Origin of the sequence: Frankia sp. CcI49, from assembly GCF_001983215.1 — a bacterium.
Classification (GTDB): Bacteria; Actinomycetota; Actinomycetes; order Frankiales; family Frankiaceae; genus Parafrankia; species Parafrankia irregularis.
The window spans coordinates 264908-282099 of record NZ_MOWP01000020.1; the positions used below are offsets into that span (position 1 = coordinate 264908).

Below are 17192 nucleotides of genomic sequence, written 5' to 3' on the forward strand. Positions count from 1 at the left end.
GGTCAGCGAGTTCCTACGGATCGCGGCGAGTGTCCGGGGTGGCGCTGTGTCTGGCTTCCAGGCGTGGGACCGCGCGGCCGTCATTTCGGGGTGGCGGTCCTGGGGGTTGCTGCTCGGACGCACTGGTCCTTGAGCCAGTCGATGATGTTGTCGCGGCGGGTGCCGCGCTCGTGCGCGGCGTCGAGGGGGTGCCCGCCGCGTAGTCGGGTACCCAGATCAGATCGGCGCCGGCGGCCCCGGTCTACCCGCAGATCGGCTCGGCTCTCTCTTGGTGTCTAACGACGTGGCAGGCTTCGCTTCATGCTGCGGACCGTCCACTCGCTCCCCCTGAAGGGCTTTGGACGCTGGGCTTCAACCCCGGGAGTTTCTCCCCGAAGCTGCCAGCCTGCTACCGGGCCTCCTGGCAGCTACCCGGACCGGACTCCCACCGGCAGGCGACGACGAGCTTGAGATCATCAGGGTCGCTGGCGACCATCTCCTGATCGCTGGGTGCACCCGTTGCAGTGCTAACGGGTAGGCGATTTTTAGTCGGGTGACTATAGTCTCGCGACTATCTATTGTTGCCGGTATGGTGACTGCTCCTCGTGTGCCTCGCTGGATCGATCTCGCCGGTGCCTACAACGTGCGTGACCTCGGCGGGTTGGCCGCCGCTGGAGGTGTGGTCCGACCTGGAGTACTGCTGCGCGGCGACAATCTGGACAGCCTGACCGCCGGTGACATCGCCGTTCTCGGGGATCAGGTGGGGCTGCGCGGCGTCGTGGACCTGCGCGCGCCGTTCGAGAACCCCCGCGAAGCTGACTGGTTCTCGGGCCTCGGCATCAGCTGGCTTCACGAGCCGCTGCTCGATCTCACCGGCCTCACCGACCCGTCGGTGAGGCGCGGGCAGGCAGGCGGCTACGACTTCGCCAAGCTGTACGCGACCATGCTCGAGTCGGCTGGTGCGGGGTTGGTCCGCGTGCTGGACTTCCTGGTCTCGGGCAGCCGCACACCGGCGCTCGTGCACTGCGCCGCCGGCAAGGATCGTACGGGTGTCACCGTCGCCGTGCTGCTGGCCGCCGCCGACGTCGAGCGTGAGGCGATCATCGCGGACTATCTCGCCACCGCGGAGCGGATCCAGCTCGTCCGCGAGGCGCTGGCGCATCGGGAAGAGTACCAGCACCTTCGTGAGCAGGCGTCAGCTGGCCGGTCGGCGCCCGCGCCCGTGGTCGACCCCCAGGCGATCATCGGCGCGCTGGACTTCCTGGACGCCACGCACGGCGGAGCTGCCGGCTTCCTGCTCGCCCACGGCGCGACCCGCGTGCAGATCGACCGGTGGCGCCACATGATCATCGAGCCGCGCTGACCGGTGTGGCCGACGGCTCAGTCGCCGCCTCGGACATGGATTGACGTTGGCGTCGCCACCGGGGCGGGCGTAGCTCTGAGGCAGCGAAGCGGATGACAGTACGCCCAGCGCGGTCTGACCGGTGGCGGGCAGGCCTCCGACCTGCGCCGGATCCCCAGAATGCAACAGCGCTTCGCCAGCTGATCCACGAACCCGCCCATTCCGCCACGAACAACCGACAGAACAAGATCACAGATAGAGGGCTGCAGCCAAGGATGTGTTGAGCACGAACCGTCAAGGATCTCCTGAGCCCTCACGGCCACAATCACCCTCGACGGCCGGCTCACCGCAGGTCGCAGTAGTCCGACCAATCTCAGTTACACCGTTGCTGGGCTGACTCTCACTCGAACCACGGCGCCTCACAGCTTGTGGCAGTCTGTGAGCATGGTCATAGGGGGAGGCCGGTCGGCTGTCATGGGAGCAGACGCTGCCGCCGATTTTTTCGTGTCGTATGCGACCGCGGACGTGGCATGGGCGGAGTGGATCGGCTGGCAGTTGGAGGCCGTCGGCTTTCGGGTGGTGCTGGGGGCCTGGGACTTCGTCGTCGGGTCGAGCCTTGTGCAGGAGACGCAGGCGGCACTCTCAACCTCGGCGCGAGTAGTTGTGGTGTTGTCGCCGGCGTATTTGATGTCGGCGATCGAGACCGCGCAGTGGCAAGCTGTGTGGGCGGGTGATCCGACCGGGGAAGAGCGGCGTCTGTTGGTGGCGCGGGTGGAGAACTGCCCGCAGCCGGGCCTTTTGCGACCGCTAATTGGGGTGGATCTTTTCGGCTTGGACGACGACACAGCGCGCGAGCGTCTGATAGGCGCGGCGGTGGCCGCGCGGCGCAAGCCTGCCACCGCGCCGGTGTTCCCGTCCGATCCCACTCCCTGTTTCCCTGGCCTGCGCGATCTGGTCAACGGGGAGCTGAGGCTGTCGGGGGTCTCATGGGATGGGGGAAGCGACGGTGGTGATGGTTCTCCGAGGGAGGCGCCTGGAGTGGTGGTGGTGGCGAGGTGGTCGGGCCGGGAGACCCGAGCTCTCCATGAGGCGCGGCTGATGAGCATGCATCCGTTGCCGCTCACCTGGCAGGTAGGCGACCGGCCGGTGTCTGATCCCGCTGGAACCGCGGGTGCCGCTCCAGGCGAACGGTTCGGTGGTTCGAAGGGATTCTTCTTGCCACACCTACCGACTTGGGTTCTAACGGTGGTTGCAACACCAGCCCTGAAAGGTGACCGTCGAAGCACACACTGCCTCGCGCCTCGGCCACCTGCTGGCTGGGATCGGCGCCGTCGCACTGCTCGCCACGCCGGGCGTGCTGGCCCGCCTGCTGCCCCCGGCGGCGCTCCCGCTGCTTCTCCTCACCGCGGGCCTGCTCGGGATCCACCTCGCCGACCGGCCGATGGCGCGCCTCGCCGCCGCGCGCAGACAGGACGCCGCCCTGGCCGTCGCGGCCTACACCGACCTGGTGCGCATCCTCGTCGTCGGCGGCCTGCCGTTGCACGCCGCGCTGAGCGCCGCCGCGGAGGCCGGCGACGGATGGACGTTCGCTCTCCTGCGGCGCGGCCTGGACGACGCCCAGCTGCGCGGCCTGCCCCCGGACACCGCGCTCACAGCCCTGGCCACCGAACTGCCGATCCCCGCTTTCGCGGACCTGGCCCGCACGGTCGCCTCCGCGCTGCGCGGGGCGTCCCCTGTCCTCGCGCTGGAAGCGCGGGCCGCCGCGATCCGCGCCGAGGAGACCGCCCGCGTCCGCGGCCGGGAAGCTGCCGCCGACGCCCAGATGGAACTGCCCGCCACCGCGGTCGCGCTCGCCTTCGTGGCGTTCCTGACCTACCCCCTCCTCGTCATGATCAACAGCGGCGTCGGCTTCTGAGCGAACCCGCCGGCAGCCGCGCCCCCACAGACCCGGGCCCAGGCATTTTCTGGGCCCGGCAGCTCGATCCCAGGAAGCCTGAGAGGACGGCGACCATGATCCGACGCCTGAGCACCCACCTTCTGATCCTGTCGTCGACCGTCGCGGCGTACCTCGCGCGCACCGAGCAACAGCGGCGAGCGCTCCATGACGACCGGGACCGCGGCGACGCCCTGGGCACCGCCATGATCGCCGTCGGCCTGGTCGCGATCGCCATCATCGTGATCGCCATCCTGCGGGACCGAGCCACCGAGATCGCCCGCAACATCTGCACCTCCACCGACCAGGCGGAATGCCGCCCGTAGCCGGGGCGGATGGGCAGAGCTGTGAACATCGTGCCCCCACGGCCCTCCGTGGACGAACACGAGCCCGCGGGAGAGAAGGACGCGGGGAACGTCGTCGCGCTCGCCGCCGTCGTCGGCGCGGTGCTGATGCTCCTCGTGCTCCTGCTCTCGCTGGGGATCCGGTGGCTCGCCGCCGAAGCGGCCGCCGCCGCAAGCCAACGCGCACTGGAGATCGTGCAGTCGCCCGGCGGGACGGACCACGCCGCGCAGGCCACGGCCACCGGCCTCGCGACCTCGATCAGCCTGATCGCCGACGTCGACGTGACAATCGCCCGTGCCGACGAGACGGTCACGGTAACCGTGACAGCGCACGACCGACTCGGCGGAGCCGCCAGCCGCTCCGCCACCGGACCACTGATCCGCTTCGTACCCCAGAACCGGTCACTCCCATGATCCACGGGATGTTCGCCGCCCGCCGCCGGCACGCCTGCGCGCACCCTGGCAGGCGTGGCACGCGGGACGCCGGCTCGTTCGCCGTCGAGTTTGCCGCCGGCTTCGGCATCGTCATCGCCGCGATCCTCGTGATGGCGGTCGCCTACCAGACCAGCCAGAGCGGCGCCGCGATGACGAACGCCGCCAGGGAGGCGGCCCGAACGGCCTCGCTCGCCAACTCCGCGGACGGCGCCCGGCGAGCAGCCGACGCTCTCGTCCGCACCCGGTTCGCCGACACCGACGTCTGCGCCGAGCTGACCGTGGAGACATCCACAGCGCAGTTCCGGGCCGCCGGCACGGTACGGGTGACGGTCACGTGCCGGACGAACAGCCTGCTCGGCTGGCAGCGCACCCTGCGGGCCACCGACGAGGCGGTCATCGACCGCTACCGCGGAGGCGTCCCGTGACGAGGATCCGCCGTCGGCCGGCGGCGACTCGGCCGACGGCGCAGGAGGCCCCAGGCAAGGACGACGGCTCGATCAGCGTGTTCCTCGTGATGGTGCTGTTCGGCGCCGCACTGCTGTTCGTCGCGCTGCTCAGCGATCAGGCCCGCGTGCTGCACGCCAACGCCCAAGCTTTCGACCTGGCCGGAAGCGCGGCGCGGGTCGGGGCTCAGCAGCTCGACACCACGGCGCTCGCTGACGGGACCATCCTGGTCGACCGACGGAGCGCAACCTCCACGGTGCGGGCGTTCCTGGCTGCCCACGACATCGACGACATCACGGTGACGGTCACCGGAGCGACGGTCACCGTCACGCTGACCCAGCACCTCTCCTTCCGGATTCCCCTGCTCGCAGGCTCCTCCGGCGCCGACATCACCCAGACGCGATCCGCGACAGCCACCGCCGGTCCCTGACCCGCGATCGTGAGGTGGAACCTGATGCCAGATCACCGAGCAACCGACCGCCGCGGGACCAACAGATCCAGGCCGGCGGCTCGGCCCCTGCCCGTGAGCGGAACCCTGCCCGCCGCTGGGCCTCCGCCAGCCGACTCCGCCCGCCCGGGTGGCCGCGTGGTCATGAGTGCGGTGGCCGCGCTCATCGCGCTCGCGGCGTTCTCGGCAATCCCGCTGGCACTGTGGGCCTGGCGAGGTCTGCCACTGCCCGGCACCTGGGAACCGGCCAGATGGCTGACCCTCGCCCGCCGCGGCTACCTGCACCCCGACGTCCTGCCGAACACGCTCGCCGTCCTGATCTGGATCGCCTGGGCGCAGGTCGCGCTGGCGCTCGTCCGGGAAATCGCCGCCCGCCTGCGGCATGGCGTGACCGCCACCCGAACCGTCTTCCTGTCCGGCGCGGCCCAGCACCTCGCCGGCAGCTGGATCGCTTCTCTGGCGATCCTGCTCAGCCTCACCGCCGGCCGCACTACCGCGGTCGCGGTGTCCTTCGACGTGTACCTGCCTCCCACCGCCGCCGCGGCCACACAGTCCTTGCCGGCAGACGCCGTCATCGCGGGGCTCAGCGTCGATCCCACCCGTACCGCCACGCACACCGCGGACGGAACGGTGATCGACGAAGCCGCCTTGCCCGAAGCCGCCCCCGGTGCGGCCACCTGGCGCCAGCACACGGTGAGGGCGGGGGAGAACCTGTGGAGCATCGTCGAGGACGAGTACCCGGATCTGAGCCCGGCCTCGATCCCCGAAGTCATCGACGAGGTCTTCGAGACCAACCGTGGCCTCACCGACGCACGCGGCCGCACCCTGCGGGATCCGCAGGTGATCAACCCGGGTATGGAACTGCGCCTCCCGGCCTTCGGAGCGAAGCAGCAGGCCGACCGCGGCGACGGAACCAGCAGCCCGGGACGAAGCCCTCAGCCAGCGCCACCAGCAACACCCGCACCGACGGCACCCCTGCCAGTACCAGAGCCCGCAACTTCATCCGAACCCTCGGCGACGATGCCGCCGACCACGGAACGACCTGATCAAGGCACTCCTGGCGCGCCGACGCCCTCGTTTACGCCGATGCCCTCGCTCACGCCGGCGCCCTTCCAAGGTCCGCTATCCGCCATCCCGCCCGAGTCGCCTGCGGCGAAAACACCGTCTGCCGGTGTTCCCGACAACGTTCCCGGTCGGGCTCCCGAAAGCCCACCGGCTGTCCCGCCCGCCAGCTGGATCGGCGGTGCCGGGCTTCTGGCCACCGCGATCGTCGGCCTCCTGGCGGCGCGCCGACGCCGTCGAGACAACATCATCACCCCGGGTCGGAGCCTCCCCGCCCTGCAGCCAGCGTCGGCCGAACTGCACACAGCCCTGCTGGACATGGAGGAACCGGATCTCCTCGACCGCCTCGACGCCGCCCTGCGCAGCATCGGCGCGGCACACCGCGACCAGTCCGAGGGACCAAGCCCGCAGGTCCTGCTCGTCCACCCCGATCGCAGCATCGAGGTCTTCCTCCACCCCGACGGAACCCACAGCCTGCCCCCGCCCTGGGAACCGGGACCCGACCAGCGGATCTGGACGTTGCCCGCAACCGCGGCACTCGACATCGACTCGGAGATCCCGCCACCGTGCCCGGCGCTCGTCCAACTCGGCACAACCCTCACGGGCGCAGCCGTGTTCGCGGACCTCGAAGCCCTCGGAACCCTCGGCGTCGCGGCCAGCCCCACCGAGGTCGACCGGCTGGCCTCCCTCACACGGGCGATCGTCACCGCGATCGTCGTCTCACCGTGGGCCGGCCTCAGCCTGGTGCGCACCATCGGCCTTCACCCGGGCACCTTCGCTGGCGAAGAACGTGTGCACGCGGCCAGGGACATCACCGAGCTGGCAGGCAAGGCCCAAGCTGACGCAGCCTTCCTGGATGCCGCGCTGCGCCGACAGGAGCACTCCAGCACGCTCCATGCGCGGATCGCCGAGCCGGGCGAGGAGTTCGACCCGACCATCGTCCTCCTCGCCACACCACCCGACACCGAGAGCAGCCAGGCGTCCGTCGCCGCGTTCGCTGGCCTCTCCGACCTGGCAGGCAGTGGCCGGCGCGGACTGGCCGTCGTCCTCCCCACTCAGCCCGGAATCTCCACCGCCTGGACCTTGCGGCCCGACGCCTACCCCATCGGCGAACAGATGGCTGGCGTGGATCTCGGTGACCGTGTGTGGCGTCTGGATCCTCTCGGCATCGCTCTGATCCCGGCCGGGCTCACCGACACCGAGCAGACCGCCCTCGCCACACTCGTCGCGGAGGCGGACGCGCCGCCCGTCGACCCGCCTGCGCCGAATCCCCCCGCCGCGATCAGCGAGCCCTTCGTCCCGCCACCATGGGAGGTGATGGTGCGCCTGCTCGGCCCCGTGGACGTCGTCAGCCGCGACGGCCGCACGCCGCCGCAGGACGAGACCCGTGAACGCACCCACGAGGTCCTCGCCTGGCTGGTCACCCACCGGCACGGCACCCGCATCGACCTGGAGTCCGCGCTCTGGCCTCGGGGAGCGACATCCAAGACCCTGTCGAACGGGCTCAGCCGCGTGCGGCGCCTGCTCATCAACCTGGTCGGCCAGCACGCTCAGGACTGGCTGCCACGCTTCGACCGCGGAACGCTCACCCTCGACGCCCGGGTGGTGTCCGACCTGGAGATCCTGGAGGCTCTCCTACGCCACGCCGTCGAGCAGCGCCACCACCGCGAGACCGCCATCGCCGCTTTGACGGAGGCGCTCGACCTGGTCCGCGGCGTGCCCGCCGGCTACCCGTGGCTGGACGCCCAGATGGGATCGATCCTGACCACGACCCCCGTCAACGCCGCGATCCTGCTCGCCGAACACCAGCTCTCCGCCGGCGATACGGCCGGCGTCCTCGGCACGACCGCCCGCGGCCTGGAAATCCTGCCGGCCCACACCGCGCTGTTCGCCCTGCGGATGCGCGCCCACGCCGCCGCTGGCGACACGGACGCGGTCAAGGCCGAATACCGCTCCTACCTCCGTGCCGAAAAGGCCGAGCCCCTCTGGGACGGCGACACCGACCGCGAACTCGAAGCCCTCCACCAGAGGCTCGCCCACCGTGGTCCAGCTGCGTCGGCGTAGATCAGGATCGCTCTTCGCGCCCTTGCTGCCCCATCGAGCCGCGAGCGACGACGCCTCGCGGTGACAACGTCGTCTCGGACGACCTCCATGTGACTACGGATCTCCGCGGGCAGGACCCGATTAGATCACATTCAGTCACCATCGAAGGTGTAACCGAGCTGCCGCCCGGACCGGCGTGGGAGAAGGTCCGCGAGCTGCGGCTACGCGCCGCGTTTGTGCGTGCAAATCCGACCTGGCTCGCGTAGTTCACACCAGCGGAGAAGCCGTCAACGGCGCCTCGAGGTCACCGCTGGCGCTGGAGTCACGGACTGATGACCGGAGCCCGAGGTGCGGATGGCAAGCTAAGGAGATATGGGTAGCACAGGGGATCGGGCCGGGGACCTCCTCGGAAGTGAAGACGGCAGCGACCCCGCACCGCGGTGGGACTTCTTCGTCTCCTACACTGCTGCCGACAAGCGCTGGGCCGAATGGATCTCCTGGCAACTGGAGGCCGCCGACTACCGGGTGCTCGTCCAGGCCTGGGATTTCGTTCCCGGATCGAACTGGGCGGTCCGCATGCAGCAGGGTGTCGTCCACGCGCAGCGTACCATCGCCCTGCTGTCGACCGAATACTTGAAGTCGGTCTACGGGCAGAGTGAGTGGCAGGCCGCCCACGCAGCAGATCCTCTCGGTTTCGCCCGTAAGCTGCTACCGATCCGGCTAGAGGACTGCCCTCGCCCGGGGCTACTCAGCCAAATCGTATCGATCGACCTGTTCGGCCACTCAGCCGACGTCGCCCGCCAACACCTCCTCGATACGATCGCGACAGCCCTTGCAGGCCGGGTAAAACCGGCAGCAGAACCGATCTTTCCCCCGGCGGCACAGGAGTCGCGGGCAGCAGGACTCGCCGTTCACAGGCCACCCAGGCCCCGCCCACTTGGTCAGCCGCTCACCGGCCACGGCGTGGCATTCTCCCCAGACAGCCGCACCCTTGCCAGCGCCAGCAATAACGACGGGAAGGTGCAACTGTGGGATGTGACGGATCCGGAGGCTCCCCGCAAGCTCGGTGACTCGCTCGGCAGCGCTTCCGGCTTCGCCACCCAGGCGTCGGTGGCATTCTCCCCAGATGACACGATTCTGGCTATCGCTAACGATCTCAGCCTCCGGCTGTGGGATGTGACGGACCCGGCATCCCCGCGTCGGATTGGTGGGACGCTGACCCACCACAGCAAGCCGGCGACGATGTTCCGCCTATTTGTGGGCTCTTCCCACTCGCTGATGGCCGCTTTCTCCACGGACGGTGGTGTCCTTGCCACCGCGGACAAGATGGTGCGGTTGTGGGATGTTACCGGCCCGGCCAACCCGCGTTCTCTCGGTCAGCCACTCATGAACGGCCAAACTCGCGGAATGCGGCCGGTGGCGTTCTCTCCGACCGACCGCATTCTGGCCAGTGGCAGCGATGACGGCGCGGTGTGGTTGTGGGACACCACCGATCCGACCGCCCCCAGCTGCCTCGGCTCGATACTGAACGGCCGCACTGGCACCGGGTGGCCGGTCGAGTCGATGGCATTCTCCACAGAGGGTGGTGTCCTTGCTGTTGCGGACGAGGTGGTGCGGTTGTGGGATGTTTCCGACCCGGCCAACCCACGTTTGCTCGGTCAGCCACTCATGAACGGTCAAACTCGCGGAATACGGTCGGTGGCGTTCTCCCCGGACGGCCGCACCCTCGCAGGTGGCGGCGGTGGTGGGACGGGGCTGTGGGATGTGGGCGACCCGGAGGCTCCTCGCTCACTCGGTCGGCCATTGCCCGGCAGTGCGAAATCAGTGGCATTCTCGCCAGACGGCCGCCTCCTCGCTATCGCGACCAGTGGCGGTGCGGTGCGGTTGTGGCAAATAAGTTGACCCCCCACTCCTCGCCGAAGGAACGGATCGGGACAGGAAGACGTCTGAGTGCGGGTGACCGTGTCTCTCGGCCTGGTATCGAGCTGGAAGGCTGCGTGGATTTTTGCGCGGCCCGCGGGTGAGAAACGCGAACGTGGGTCCGGTTGGCGTCGGGTATGCGGTCAGAAACCATGGCCGCTCTACAGGAGCTCTATAAGTCAAGGTCCATGTCGGGTGGCTCTGTGTCGCCTACCGATGGAGGGTAAATATCGTCGAGGTCTGGCTCGACTGCGGCGGCCTGATCCGGGTTGTTCGGGTCCGCTCCTGGTCCTGCCGCGAAGATGGAGTTGACTTCGTCGGGCATGTGCTGGGCGGCCAGGGCCGCGAGGGTGACGAGGGACTCGTCCCCGCCGAGGTGAAGATCTGGGAGGGTGTTGAGGAGTTCGACAAGTTTTTCTCGAGGCTGGGTAATGGCGATTTCGAATGGCTGTTTGTGGGCGATGAGGAGTTCGTGGCGGGGGTCGTAGACACGGGTGTAGTCATCCTCGATGACGATTCTGGGCGCCGGAGTGGGGGTCGGGTGCCCGCGGTGCGGCGGGGCTGAGATGGGAATGTCGGGTGATTCGGGGTCAAGAATTGGGTCCTGGGATGGCCATTCCTGCGGGGGGAAGGCGGGCAGCGGGCCGGTGGGTCCGTCGCGGACGAAGGTGGCTTCGCGCAGGGTGATGAGGAGTTCGCCGGATTCGAGGGAGATGCCGGCGTCGGCGCGGGCGTCGAGGAGGGCCTGGAGGGTGGGCCAGGCGGTTCCGGCGATTGGTTCGACGTCGGCGGCGTGGATGCGGATCGGCGCGTATGAGCTCTGGTCGGGCTGGATGTCGTAGGTCGGCTGACCGCCGGGTTTGAGGATGGCGCGCAGGACGGTTCCGGTGGCGAATCGGGGGTCGTCGATGRCACGGACCCTGGCGCCGTAGACGAGGACTTCGGCTTCCTGGTTGCTGTTGAGGCCCGCGTCGGGGGAGTGCAGGGTGGGTTGGACGTTCTGCGCGGGGGCGACGAGCTGCTGATCGAGGTGTTGCCCCATGGGGTGGCCGGGAAGGCGTGCGACGTCGGGGCGCCAGCCGTAGTGCAGCGAGCCGTCGTCGCCGACGATCGTGTCGGTGATGATGCCACTGGCAGGTGTGGCACCGGCCAGGCCGCGGACCTTCACCCGTGTTCCGATCGGGTATGGCGCAGTCGGTGGGGTGAGCACGGAGCGGAGCTCGGCGCTGTGTTTCGTGAGAAATTCTCGTTGCAGGTCGGTTGGCTCCCGACCGGTTCCTGCTGTGAGCGCATGGTCGGCGATGCTTCGTAGGGTGGCGTCTGCCTGGATGTCGGAGCCGATGGGCACTGGAAGATCACCGGAGGCGAAGACGACGCGCTGGTCGTGCCAGATTCGGTACGCGACCTGCAGAGTCGGGCTATCCCGGTTTTCGAAGGTTAGCTCGGTGCCGACTACGTCGATGCGGTATGGCCCCTCTTCCCAGGTGCGTATCGGCGGTTTTATGTGGAGGAGTGTTCCGTAGGTGAAGACGTTGAACGTGTCGGGGAGGTGGACCATGCTGGCGCGTGTGGGCTGATAGTCGCTCGCGCCTATCCAAGGCGCGGGTGCCGAGATCCTGAGCCCTGGGTTCGTGGCCGCGGGAGGTATGAGCCGTAGCGCTTCCCTGACGGTGGCGGGAATGGGGAACCCGAGCTGTGTCTCGATGCCCCACGCGGTTGATTCGGCGCCGTAGACGGAAATTCTGTCTGCCGGGTTCTCGCCTCGGATGACGAGTTCCGCGGTGATGCGGCCGGTGTTACCGGGGGAGCGGCGGAACCGCCATCCACCGGCAGGTACCTCGATCTCGATGTGCGCCGTACCTCGGGGGCGCTGGCCGGGCTGGCTGGCGTCGTTGTTCGCCACGATGCTCTCGGGTCCTTCCCCGCGCAGGTAGGCGTCGGTGAGCCGCGGGAGGGGCGCGGGACACGCACGCAGGAGGAAGTGCGTGCCAGAGCCCCGCTGGAAGCGGACGACGCGACGAAGTCACGAACACCCGGACGTCGCTTGAGGCCGTGATGGGGAAGGCTCCCGGCACGGGTGTCGTGGGGGCGAAGAGAACACCGGTGGAGAAAACCGAGCGGACGGTGGCGGGGAGCTCGCCCGGGAACAGCGCGGGGATACCGGTCGCGAGCCTGCGCGGTCATGACGAAAAGAATCTCCACGGGCGCGAATCCGGCTCGTGGTAACCAGAACCGGTCTGTATCGCCGTGCCTGGCGCGCTGGCGGCGCGACTGGGACGCCTGGACGGACAGCGCGGAGTCGATCGACGCGGTGCGCCGTTGGCAGGAGGCGTCATCCTTGATGACGGGCCTCGCGGGGGCCGAGGAGGTGGTCGACGGGTGCGGGCGTGACCGGTCGGTCCCCGATGTCGTGGCGAACGGCCGGCTGCTGTTCCTGCTGTGCCGGGCAACGCAGGGGGACGTCGCCGCGGCCAGGGTCGCCGTTGCCCGGGTGGTCCCGGCATTGGTCATGAAGACCGCGGCGCACTGCCGGAGCGCCGGCCGCGGTTTCGACACGGTCTTCGACGAGCTGTTGGCCTCGGCGTGGATCGTCGTCACGACCTACCCGGTGGAGCGCCGGCCCGAGAAGACCTGGATCAACATCGTTCTCGACACCGAGCGCGCGGTCTTCGGCCGCCAGCGGCTCGTGGATCGGCTGACGACGCTGGTCCCACCACCGCTGCTCGCCGAGCACCTGACGATCCGCCGGGCCGCGTCCGCGACCGACGGCCCTGCCCGGGACCCGTTGCTGGAGCTGGTCGACCTGCTGGCCGCGGGACGTCGCCTCGGGCTGTCGGACGCCGCGCTGAACGTCCTGGTCGAGTTCGGCATCGACGGCCTGAGTTCGCATCAGGTGGCCGCCCGCGACGGCGTCACCGATCGGGCGGTTCGGCTGCGCCGGCAGCGGGCCGTCACGGAACTCGTCACCCTGCTCGGCCTGCGCGACAGCACCGGAAGCGCATCGCCGCGGGCGGCCGGCGCCGGTGCGAAGGCGCACCCACATCACCGGCCCGGCAGTCGGCAGGCCCGACCGGACGGACGTGCGGCATGAGTCCAGGACCGTTCGGCTCGTGGGCGGCGACCGTCCTGCCGCTGGTGGTGTTGGCCGTGCTGTGCGGGCTGGCGGCGCTGGTGATGGTCCGCGACCGGGCGGGGGTGGCGGACCGGCGCCGGCTCGGGATAGATCCCGAAGCCCGGCTCGCCCGCCCGGCGGATCTGGCCGCGCTGTGGGTGGGTGCCCCTCGCCGCGGCCGGATGATCCTCGGCCGGGTCGGCAGCCCCCGTGGACGGCTCGTCGCCACCGAGGACTCCCACCGCCCGCTGGACCCGGCGGTGCCAGGCTGGCTGGTGCGGCGCGCGCAGCGCCGCCGCGGCCCGCGCGGCAGCGTGATCGTCCTCGGGCCGTCCCAGTGCGGCAAGACCGCCGCTCTGGCGATCCCCGCCATCCTGGAATGGGACGGCCCGCTGATCGCCCTGAGCGTGAAGAACGACCTGCTCGGCGCCACGATCGCCCGGCGCCGCCAGCTCGGCGACGTCGCCGTGTTCGACCCCGCCGGGGCCACCGGTGAGCTCGGCGCGTCCTGGTCCCCGCTCAGCGCGGCGCGCACCCTGGCTGGTGCGCGCCGCGCCGCCCGCTCGATCGCGAACGCCACCTCCTGGACGTCCACTTCCTCCGGCGACATGAGCTTCTGGACGTCCGCGGCCGAAGACCTCCTCGGCCAGCTGTTCTGGACCGCGGCCACCGTCGACCTCGGCATGGACACGGTCGTCCGCTGGGTCGTCGGCATGGACCGCGACACCGTCCGTGGCCTGCTGAACCCGCTGGCGTCCCACCGAGACCAGGCCATCGCCACCGACGGCGCGCAGGTTTTCGCCGGTTTCGAAGGGATCTGGGCGAACGACCGCAAGCAGGTCTCGTCCACCTACCTGGTCGCCCGCCAGATGATCCAACCGTGGCAGGAGCCGCGGATCGCCGCCTCCGCGGCCGTGTCCCAGATCGATCTCGACTGGCTGCTCGACCGCGGCCCCGACGGCCGGGCGGCGAACACCCTGTACCTGAGCGCGGACCTCGACGACGCCGAACGCCTCGCCCCGGTCCTCGGCGGCCTGCTCGACGACCTGATGCGCCAGGCCTACAGCCATGTCGGCCACACCGACACGCCGCTGGACCCACCGCTGCTCGTCGTCGTCGACGAGGCCGGCAACTGGCCGATGCGTAACCTGCCCGGACGGATCTCCACCTGCGCCGGCATCGGCATCCAACTGCTGCTGATCTATCAGAGCTAGGCGCAGATCGACGCCGCCTACGGCCCGAAGGCCGACGTCGTCATCTCGAACGCGGTCACCAAGGTGTTCTTCGCCGGCCTGTCCGACCGTTCCACCCTCGACTACGCCGCCGGTCTGCTCGGCCAGGAGCACATCCTGCAGACATCCACCTCCGTCGACAGCACCGGTCTGGGCGGTCCGGCCGGCCGGCGCGGGGTCTCACGCAGCCCGACCCGGGTGGAACTGCTGCCCTCCGCGCTGCTGCGCCAGGTCGCCCCCGGCCAGGCGCTGCTCGTCCACAACACCCTGCCGCCCGCCCACCTGTTCGGCCGCTACTGGTACCTCGACGAGGACCTGCACGCCCTCGCGACCGGCCGCCGACTCTCCCACGGCGACCTCGCCCGCCAGGCCGCCGCCCGCCGCCGGATCAGCCCCGACGACCGTGACACCCCGCCGGGATCCCCGACCGCCCGGGCCGGCCAGGGGACGACGTTCCCGACGGGTGACCTGGACGGGGAAGCACCGTGGGACATATTCCGGGAATGGTCGAGGCCTGCCGCCGGGCTGCCGCCGCTGCCCCAGCAAGATTGTGATTCGAGCGGCGGCCGGGCGCGGCGGAAACGGCCCCGGGGCCAACGGCGGTTCTGATGAGCCTGCCCTCGCCGACCGCGCCGGACAACACCCCATTCCACTCCTTCCGGGTGGCCGCCGGATCGGTCGTCCTCGACCTGCCGTTCCGCCCGCCACCCGGCTGGAACGTCCGCGCCGCCACCCTGTGGCCGGACTCCCGCTCCGCGCACGGCTGGGGCGCCGACCACTGGGCGATCGGACCCGGAGGGCGCGGATTCGTCCCCGGCCTGACCGACGTCGGCGACGTCGTGCAGTTCGCCACCGAATCCCCGACCCCGCAGCGCGAGCTGACCGCGAACGTCTGGTCCGCACCAGGGGCGCCTGACACCCAGCAGCCACAGCCGGCGCATTCCTGGTTCGGCTACCTCCACGGCATCACCCGCACCTCACTGATCGTCCGCGGCCCCTACCGGACACCCGAAGCCGCCTACCACGCCGCGCAACGCGCCCTCCAGATCGACCTCGCCCGCACCGACACCACCCGCGAGGTCGCCCATCACGCCGAACCCCTCCACCCGGCCGCACCGCCAGCCGCCGTCAGCCTCGACTACCACGGCGACTCCGCCACCGTCGGTGACCCCTACCACGGATGGATCACCGTCCCCAGCCGCGATCTCGCCAGCGCCCTGATGCTTCCCCGGCAGGAACTCCTCCAGCACCTGCGCCGCCACGTCCCCCACCTCAACGGCCGAGAACCCCAGGTCACCATCGCTGCCCTCGCCGCCCGCCACATCCCCCATCAGCTCCCCAGCCTGCTCAACCCTCCGGCCCCAATGCCGGTCCCTCCAGACGTCCCGGAACCTCCCGACCCGACACTGGCCGGGCCGAATGAACCACCATCCGGTGGAAATACTTCGCCCGCCGTACCATCTCCGGCAACTGGGCCCGCTGCTGTTCACCGCGATCCGTCAAATGCTCCTCAAGCGACACCAGCTACAACAGATCAACCAGCGGAAACGCCGGGATCGCCTTCAAGGACCCCGCCGGAGCCCGCGGCGCCCTCTCCGAACCAATCCCACGCCCCCGGCTGGCCAGAGGCAGACCCGAACCCTGCAGAAGCAGCAATCGGGTTTGGCCAGGCGGACGTGGTCGACGTCGGTGATCTGGATGGTCATGGCTGGATTCCGCTGGACATCACGCCGCCCGGCCCTGGGATGGATCTGCCGTGACCAGGCAGGGTGGTAGGCAGGGACTGCCTCGCCAGTGACGTTTCCGCTTCCGCGTTTGACGCTGGGTCATCCTGGGTGGTCATGAAGGGTCCGGTTTCATCGCCTGTTGATGCGAGTGTGGCGAGGACACGTAGGTCCCGCCCATGATGTAGCGCTCGTACGGATCACCCCCACAGGCGTGGGGAGGACGTCCAGGGAACCCACCGGAACAGCACGCGCACAGGATCACCCCCACGGTGTCGCAGCTTCCTGAAAGCTGACCCCCAGCGGGGCCGCGAAGCGCCGGCCGTCCCAGCGGTTCGAATGCGGATCACCCCCACGAGCGTGGGGAAGACCGAAGCAGGCAACCACCCCCAACCGGTCAGCCCGGATCACCCCCACGGGCGTGGGGAGGGCGACCTTGTTCCAGACCCGCGGCGGGTCGCCCTCGGATCACCCCCACGGGCGTGGGGAGGACCCGGTCCCGCTAGATCACTGCGGGTCGACCTGCGGATCATCCCCACGGGCGCGGGGAGGACGTCTCGGCGCCGTTCCAGCCCTGGCCCGTCACCGGATCACCCCCACGGGCGTGGGGAGGACGGAAACGCCATGACCGAAACCGAAGCGAAGCTCGGATCACCCCCACGGGCGTGGGGAGGACGGTTGTGGGGGATTCCTGCGCGGCGGCATTCTCGGATCACCCTCACGGGCGTGGGGAGGACCCTGTGGTATCCAGACTCCCGAGGTAACGAGCCGGATCACCCCCACGGGCGTGGGGAGGACTGTGATCTTCTGGTCTGCTCACTGATCCGAGCCGGATCACCCCCACGGGCGTGGGGAGGACGCCGTTCAACAGCATGCCGACAGTGGCCGGCTAGGATCACCCCCACGGGCGTGGGGAGGACCGCGAGCCGAAATCCCCGCTGATCTCCAGCCTCGGATCACCCCCACGGGTGTGGGGAGGACGCGCCGTAGACAGAGACCGTCACTCGATGAGGCGGATCACCCCCACGGGCGTGGGGAGGACGCGCGGACGACCCACTCGCGGCCGTCGTACGTCGGATCACCCCCACGGGGTGGGGAGGACACGTATCCAGATAACGTCGCGGTTTCGGATGTCGGATCACCCCCACGGGCGTGGGGAGGACCTCACCACTGC

General features: G+C 69.8%; 11 protein-coding genes, 2 pseudogenes and 1 CRISPR repeat array. Of the genes and pseudogenes, 12 read left to right on the plus strand and 1 reads right to left on the minus strand.

What is annotated here, in order from left to right:
* The first annotated feature begins 586 nt into the window (after window positions 1-586).
* The 9 genes and pseudogenes from CcI49_RS20155 to CcI49_RS20195 all read left to right on the plus strand — a co-directional run bounded on the left by CcI49_RS20155 (window position 587) and on the right by CcI49_RS20195 (window position 9932).
* Entirely contained in the window at window positions 587-1342 is a 756-nt protein-coding gene (locus CcI49_RS20155) for a tyrosine-protein phosphatase (RefSeq protein WP_241840151.1), read from the plus strand.
* Window positions 1343-1795: 453 nt separating this feature from the next.
* Window positions 1796-2173: pseudogene (locus CcI49_RS39790) on the plus strand (toll/interleukin-1 receptor domain-containing protein); the annotation flags it as partial.
* Window positions 2174-2591: 418 nt separating this feature from the next.
* Window positions 2592-3236: a type II secretion system F family protein gene (locus CcI49_RS20165; RefSeq protein WP_241840152.1), complete on the plus strand. Its 645-nt coding sequence runs from the start codon at window positions 2592-2594 to the stop codon at window positions 3234-3236.
* Between the two features lie 95 nt (window positions 3237-3331).
* On the plus strand, window positions 3332-3580 hold the full coding sequence (locus CcI49_RS20170; protein WP_076828617.1) for a hypothetical protein: 249 nt from the start codon (window positions 3332-3334) through the stop codon (window positions 3578-3580).
* Window positions 3581-3601: 21 nt separating this feature from the next.
* A complete protein-coding gene (locus CcI49_RS20175; protein ID WP_241840153.1) occupies window positions 3602-4012 on the plus strand; it encodes a hypothetical protein in 411 nt (136 codons plus the stop codon).
* Window positions 4009-4458 carry a hypothetical protein gene (locus tag CcI49_RS20180; protein ID WP_076828532.1) on the plus strand — a complete coding sequence of 150 codons (450 nt, stop codon included), beginning with the start codon at window positions 4009-4011 and terminating at the stop codon, window positions 4456-4458. The genes CcI49_RS20175 and CcI49_RS20180 overlap by 4 nt, the downstream gene beginning before the upstream one ends.
* A complete protein-coding gene (locus tag CcI49_RS20185; protein WP_076828535.1) occupies window positions 4455-4907 on the plus strand; it encodes a hypothetical protein in 453 nt (150 codons plus the stop codon). Before CcI49_RS20180 ends, CcI49_RS20185 begins: the two co-directional genes overlap by 4 nt.
* Before the next feature lie 162 nt (window positions 4908-5069).
* Window positions 5070-8051 (plus strand): SARP family transcriptional regulator, encoded by a 2982-nt coding sequence (locus CcI49_RS20190; protein WP_241840154.1) that lies wholly within the window; start codon window positions 5070-5072, stop codon window positions 8049-8051.
* Window positions 8052-8402: 351 nt separating this feature from the next.
* Window positions 8403-9932 (plus strand): TIR domain-containing protein, encoded by a 1530-nt coding sequence (locus tag CcI49_RS20195; protein WP_076828539.1) that lies wholly within the window; start codon window positions 8403-8405, stop codon window positions 9930-9932.
* Window positions 9933-10122: 190 nt separating this feature from the next.
* Here CcI49_RS20195 and CcI49_RS20200 read toward each other — a convergent pair whose 3' ends face one another.
* Window positions 10123-11853 (minus strand): hypothetical protein, encoded by a 1731-nt coding sequence (locus CcI49_RS20200; protein ID WP_241840155.1) that lies wholly within the window; start codon window positions 11851-11853, stop codon window positions 10123-10125.
* A gap of 438 nt (window positions 11854-12291) precedes the next feature.
* Between CcI49_RS20200 and CcI49_RS20205 the strand changes: the two genes are divergently transcribed.
* The 3 genes and pseudogenes from CcI49_RS20205 (at window position 12292) to CcI49_RS20215 (ending at window position 16054) form a co-directional block, all read left to right on the plus strand.
* The gene (locus CcI49_RS20205; RefSeq protein ID WP_076828544.1) at window positions 12292-13041 is read left to right on the plus strand and encodes an RNA polymerase subunit sigma-24; all 750 of its coding nucleotides are present in this window, start codon (window positions 12292-12294) and stop codon (window positions 13039-13041) included.
* A gap of 203 nt (window positions 13042-13244) precedes the next feature.
* Window positions 13245-14903 (plus strand): annotated as a pseudogene (locus CcI49_RS20210) (type IV secretory system conjugative DNA transfer family protein).
* Complete coding sequence (locus CcI49_RS20215; RefSeq protein WP_076828546.1) at window positions 14903-16054, plus strand: hypothetical protein; 1152 nt, start codon at window positions 14903-14905, stop codon at window positions 16052-16054. Before CcI49_RS20210 ends, CcI49_RS20215 begins: the two are co-directional and overlap by 1 nt.
* A 306-nt stretch (window positions 16055-16360) precedes the next feature.
* Window positions 16361-17181: direct repeats of the CRISPR family, unit length 29 nt; unit sequence CGGATCACCCCCACGGGCGTGGGGAGGAC.
* The last annotated feature ends 11 nt before the right edge of the window (window positions 17182-17192 follow it).

Excerpts from the sequence above, each read along its gene's own strand:
- CcI49_RS20170 (WP_076828617.1), top strand. The coding sequence starts at position 3,332 with ATGATCCGACGCCTGAGCACCCACCTTCTGATCCTGTCGTCGACCGTC.
- CcI49_RS20195 (WP_076828539.1), top strand. The coding sequence starts at position 8,403 with ATGGGTAGCACAGGGGATCGGGCCGGGGACCTCCTCGGAAGTGAAGAC.
- CcI49_RS20205 (WP_076828544.1), top strand. The coding sequence starts at position 12,292 with ATGACGGGCCTCGCGGGGGCCGAGGAGGTGGTCGACGGGTGCGGGCGT.
- CcI49_RS20190 (WP_241840154.1), top strand. The coding sequence starts at position 5,070 with ATGAGTGCGGTGGCCGCGCTCATCGCGCTCGCGGCGTTCTCGGCAATC.
- CcI49_RS20215 (WP_076828546.1), top strand. The coding sequence starts at position 14,903 with ATGAGCCTGCCCTCGCCGACCGCGCCGGACAACACCCCATTCCACTCC.
- CcI49_RS20180 (WP_076828532.1), top strand. The coding sequence starts at position 4,009 with ATGATCCACGGGATGTTCGCCGCCCGCCGCCGGCACGCCTGCGCGCAC.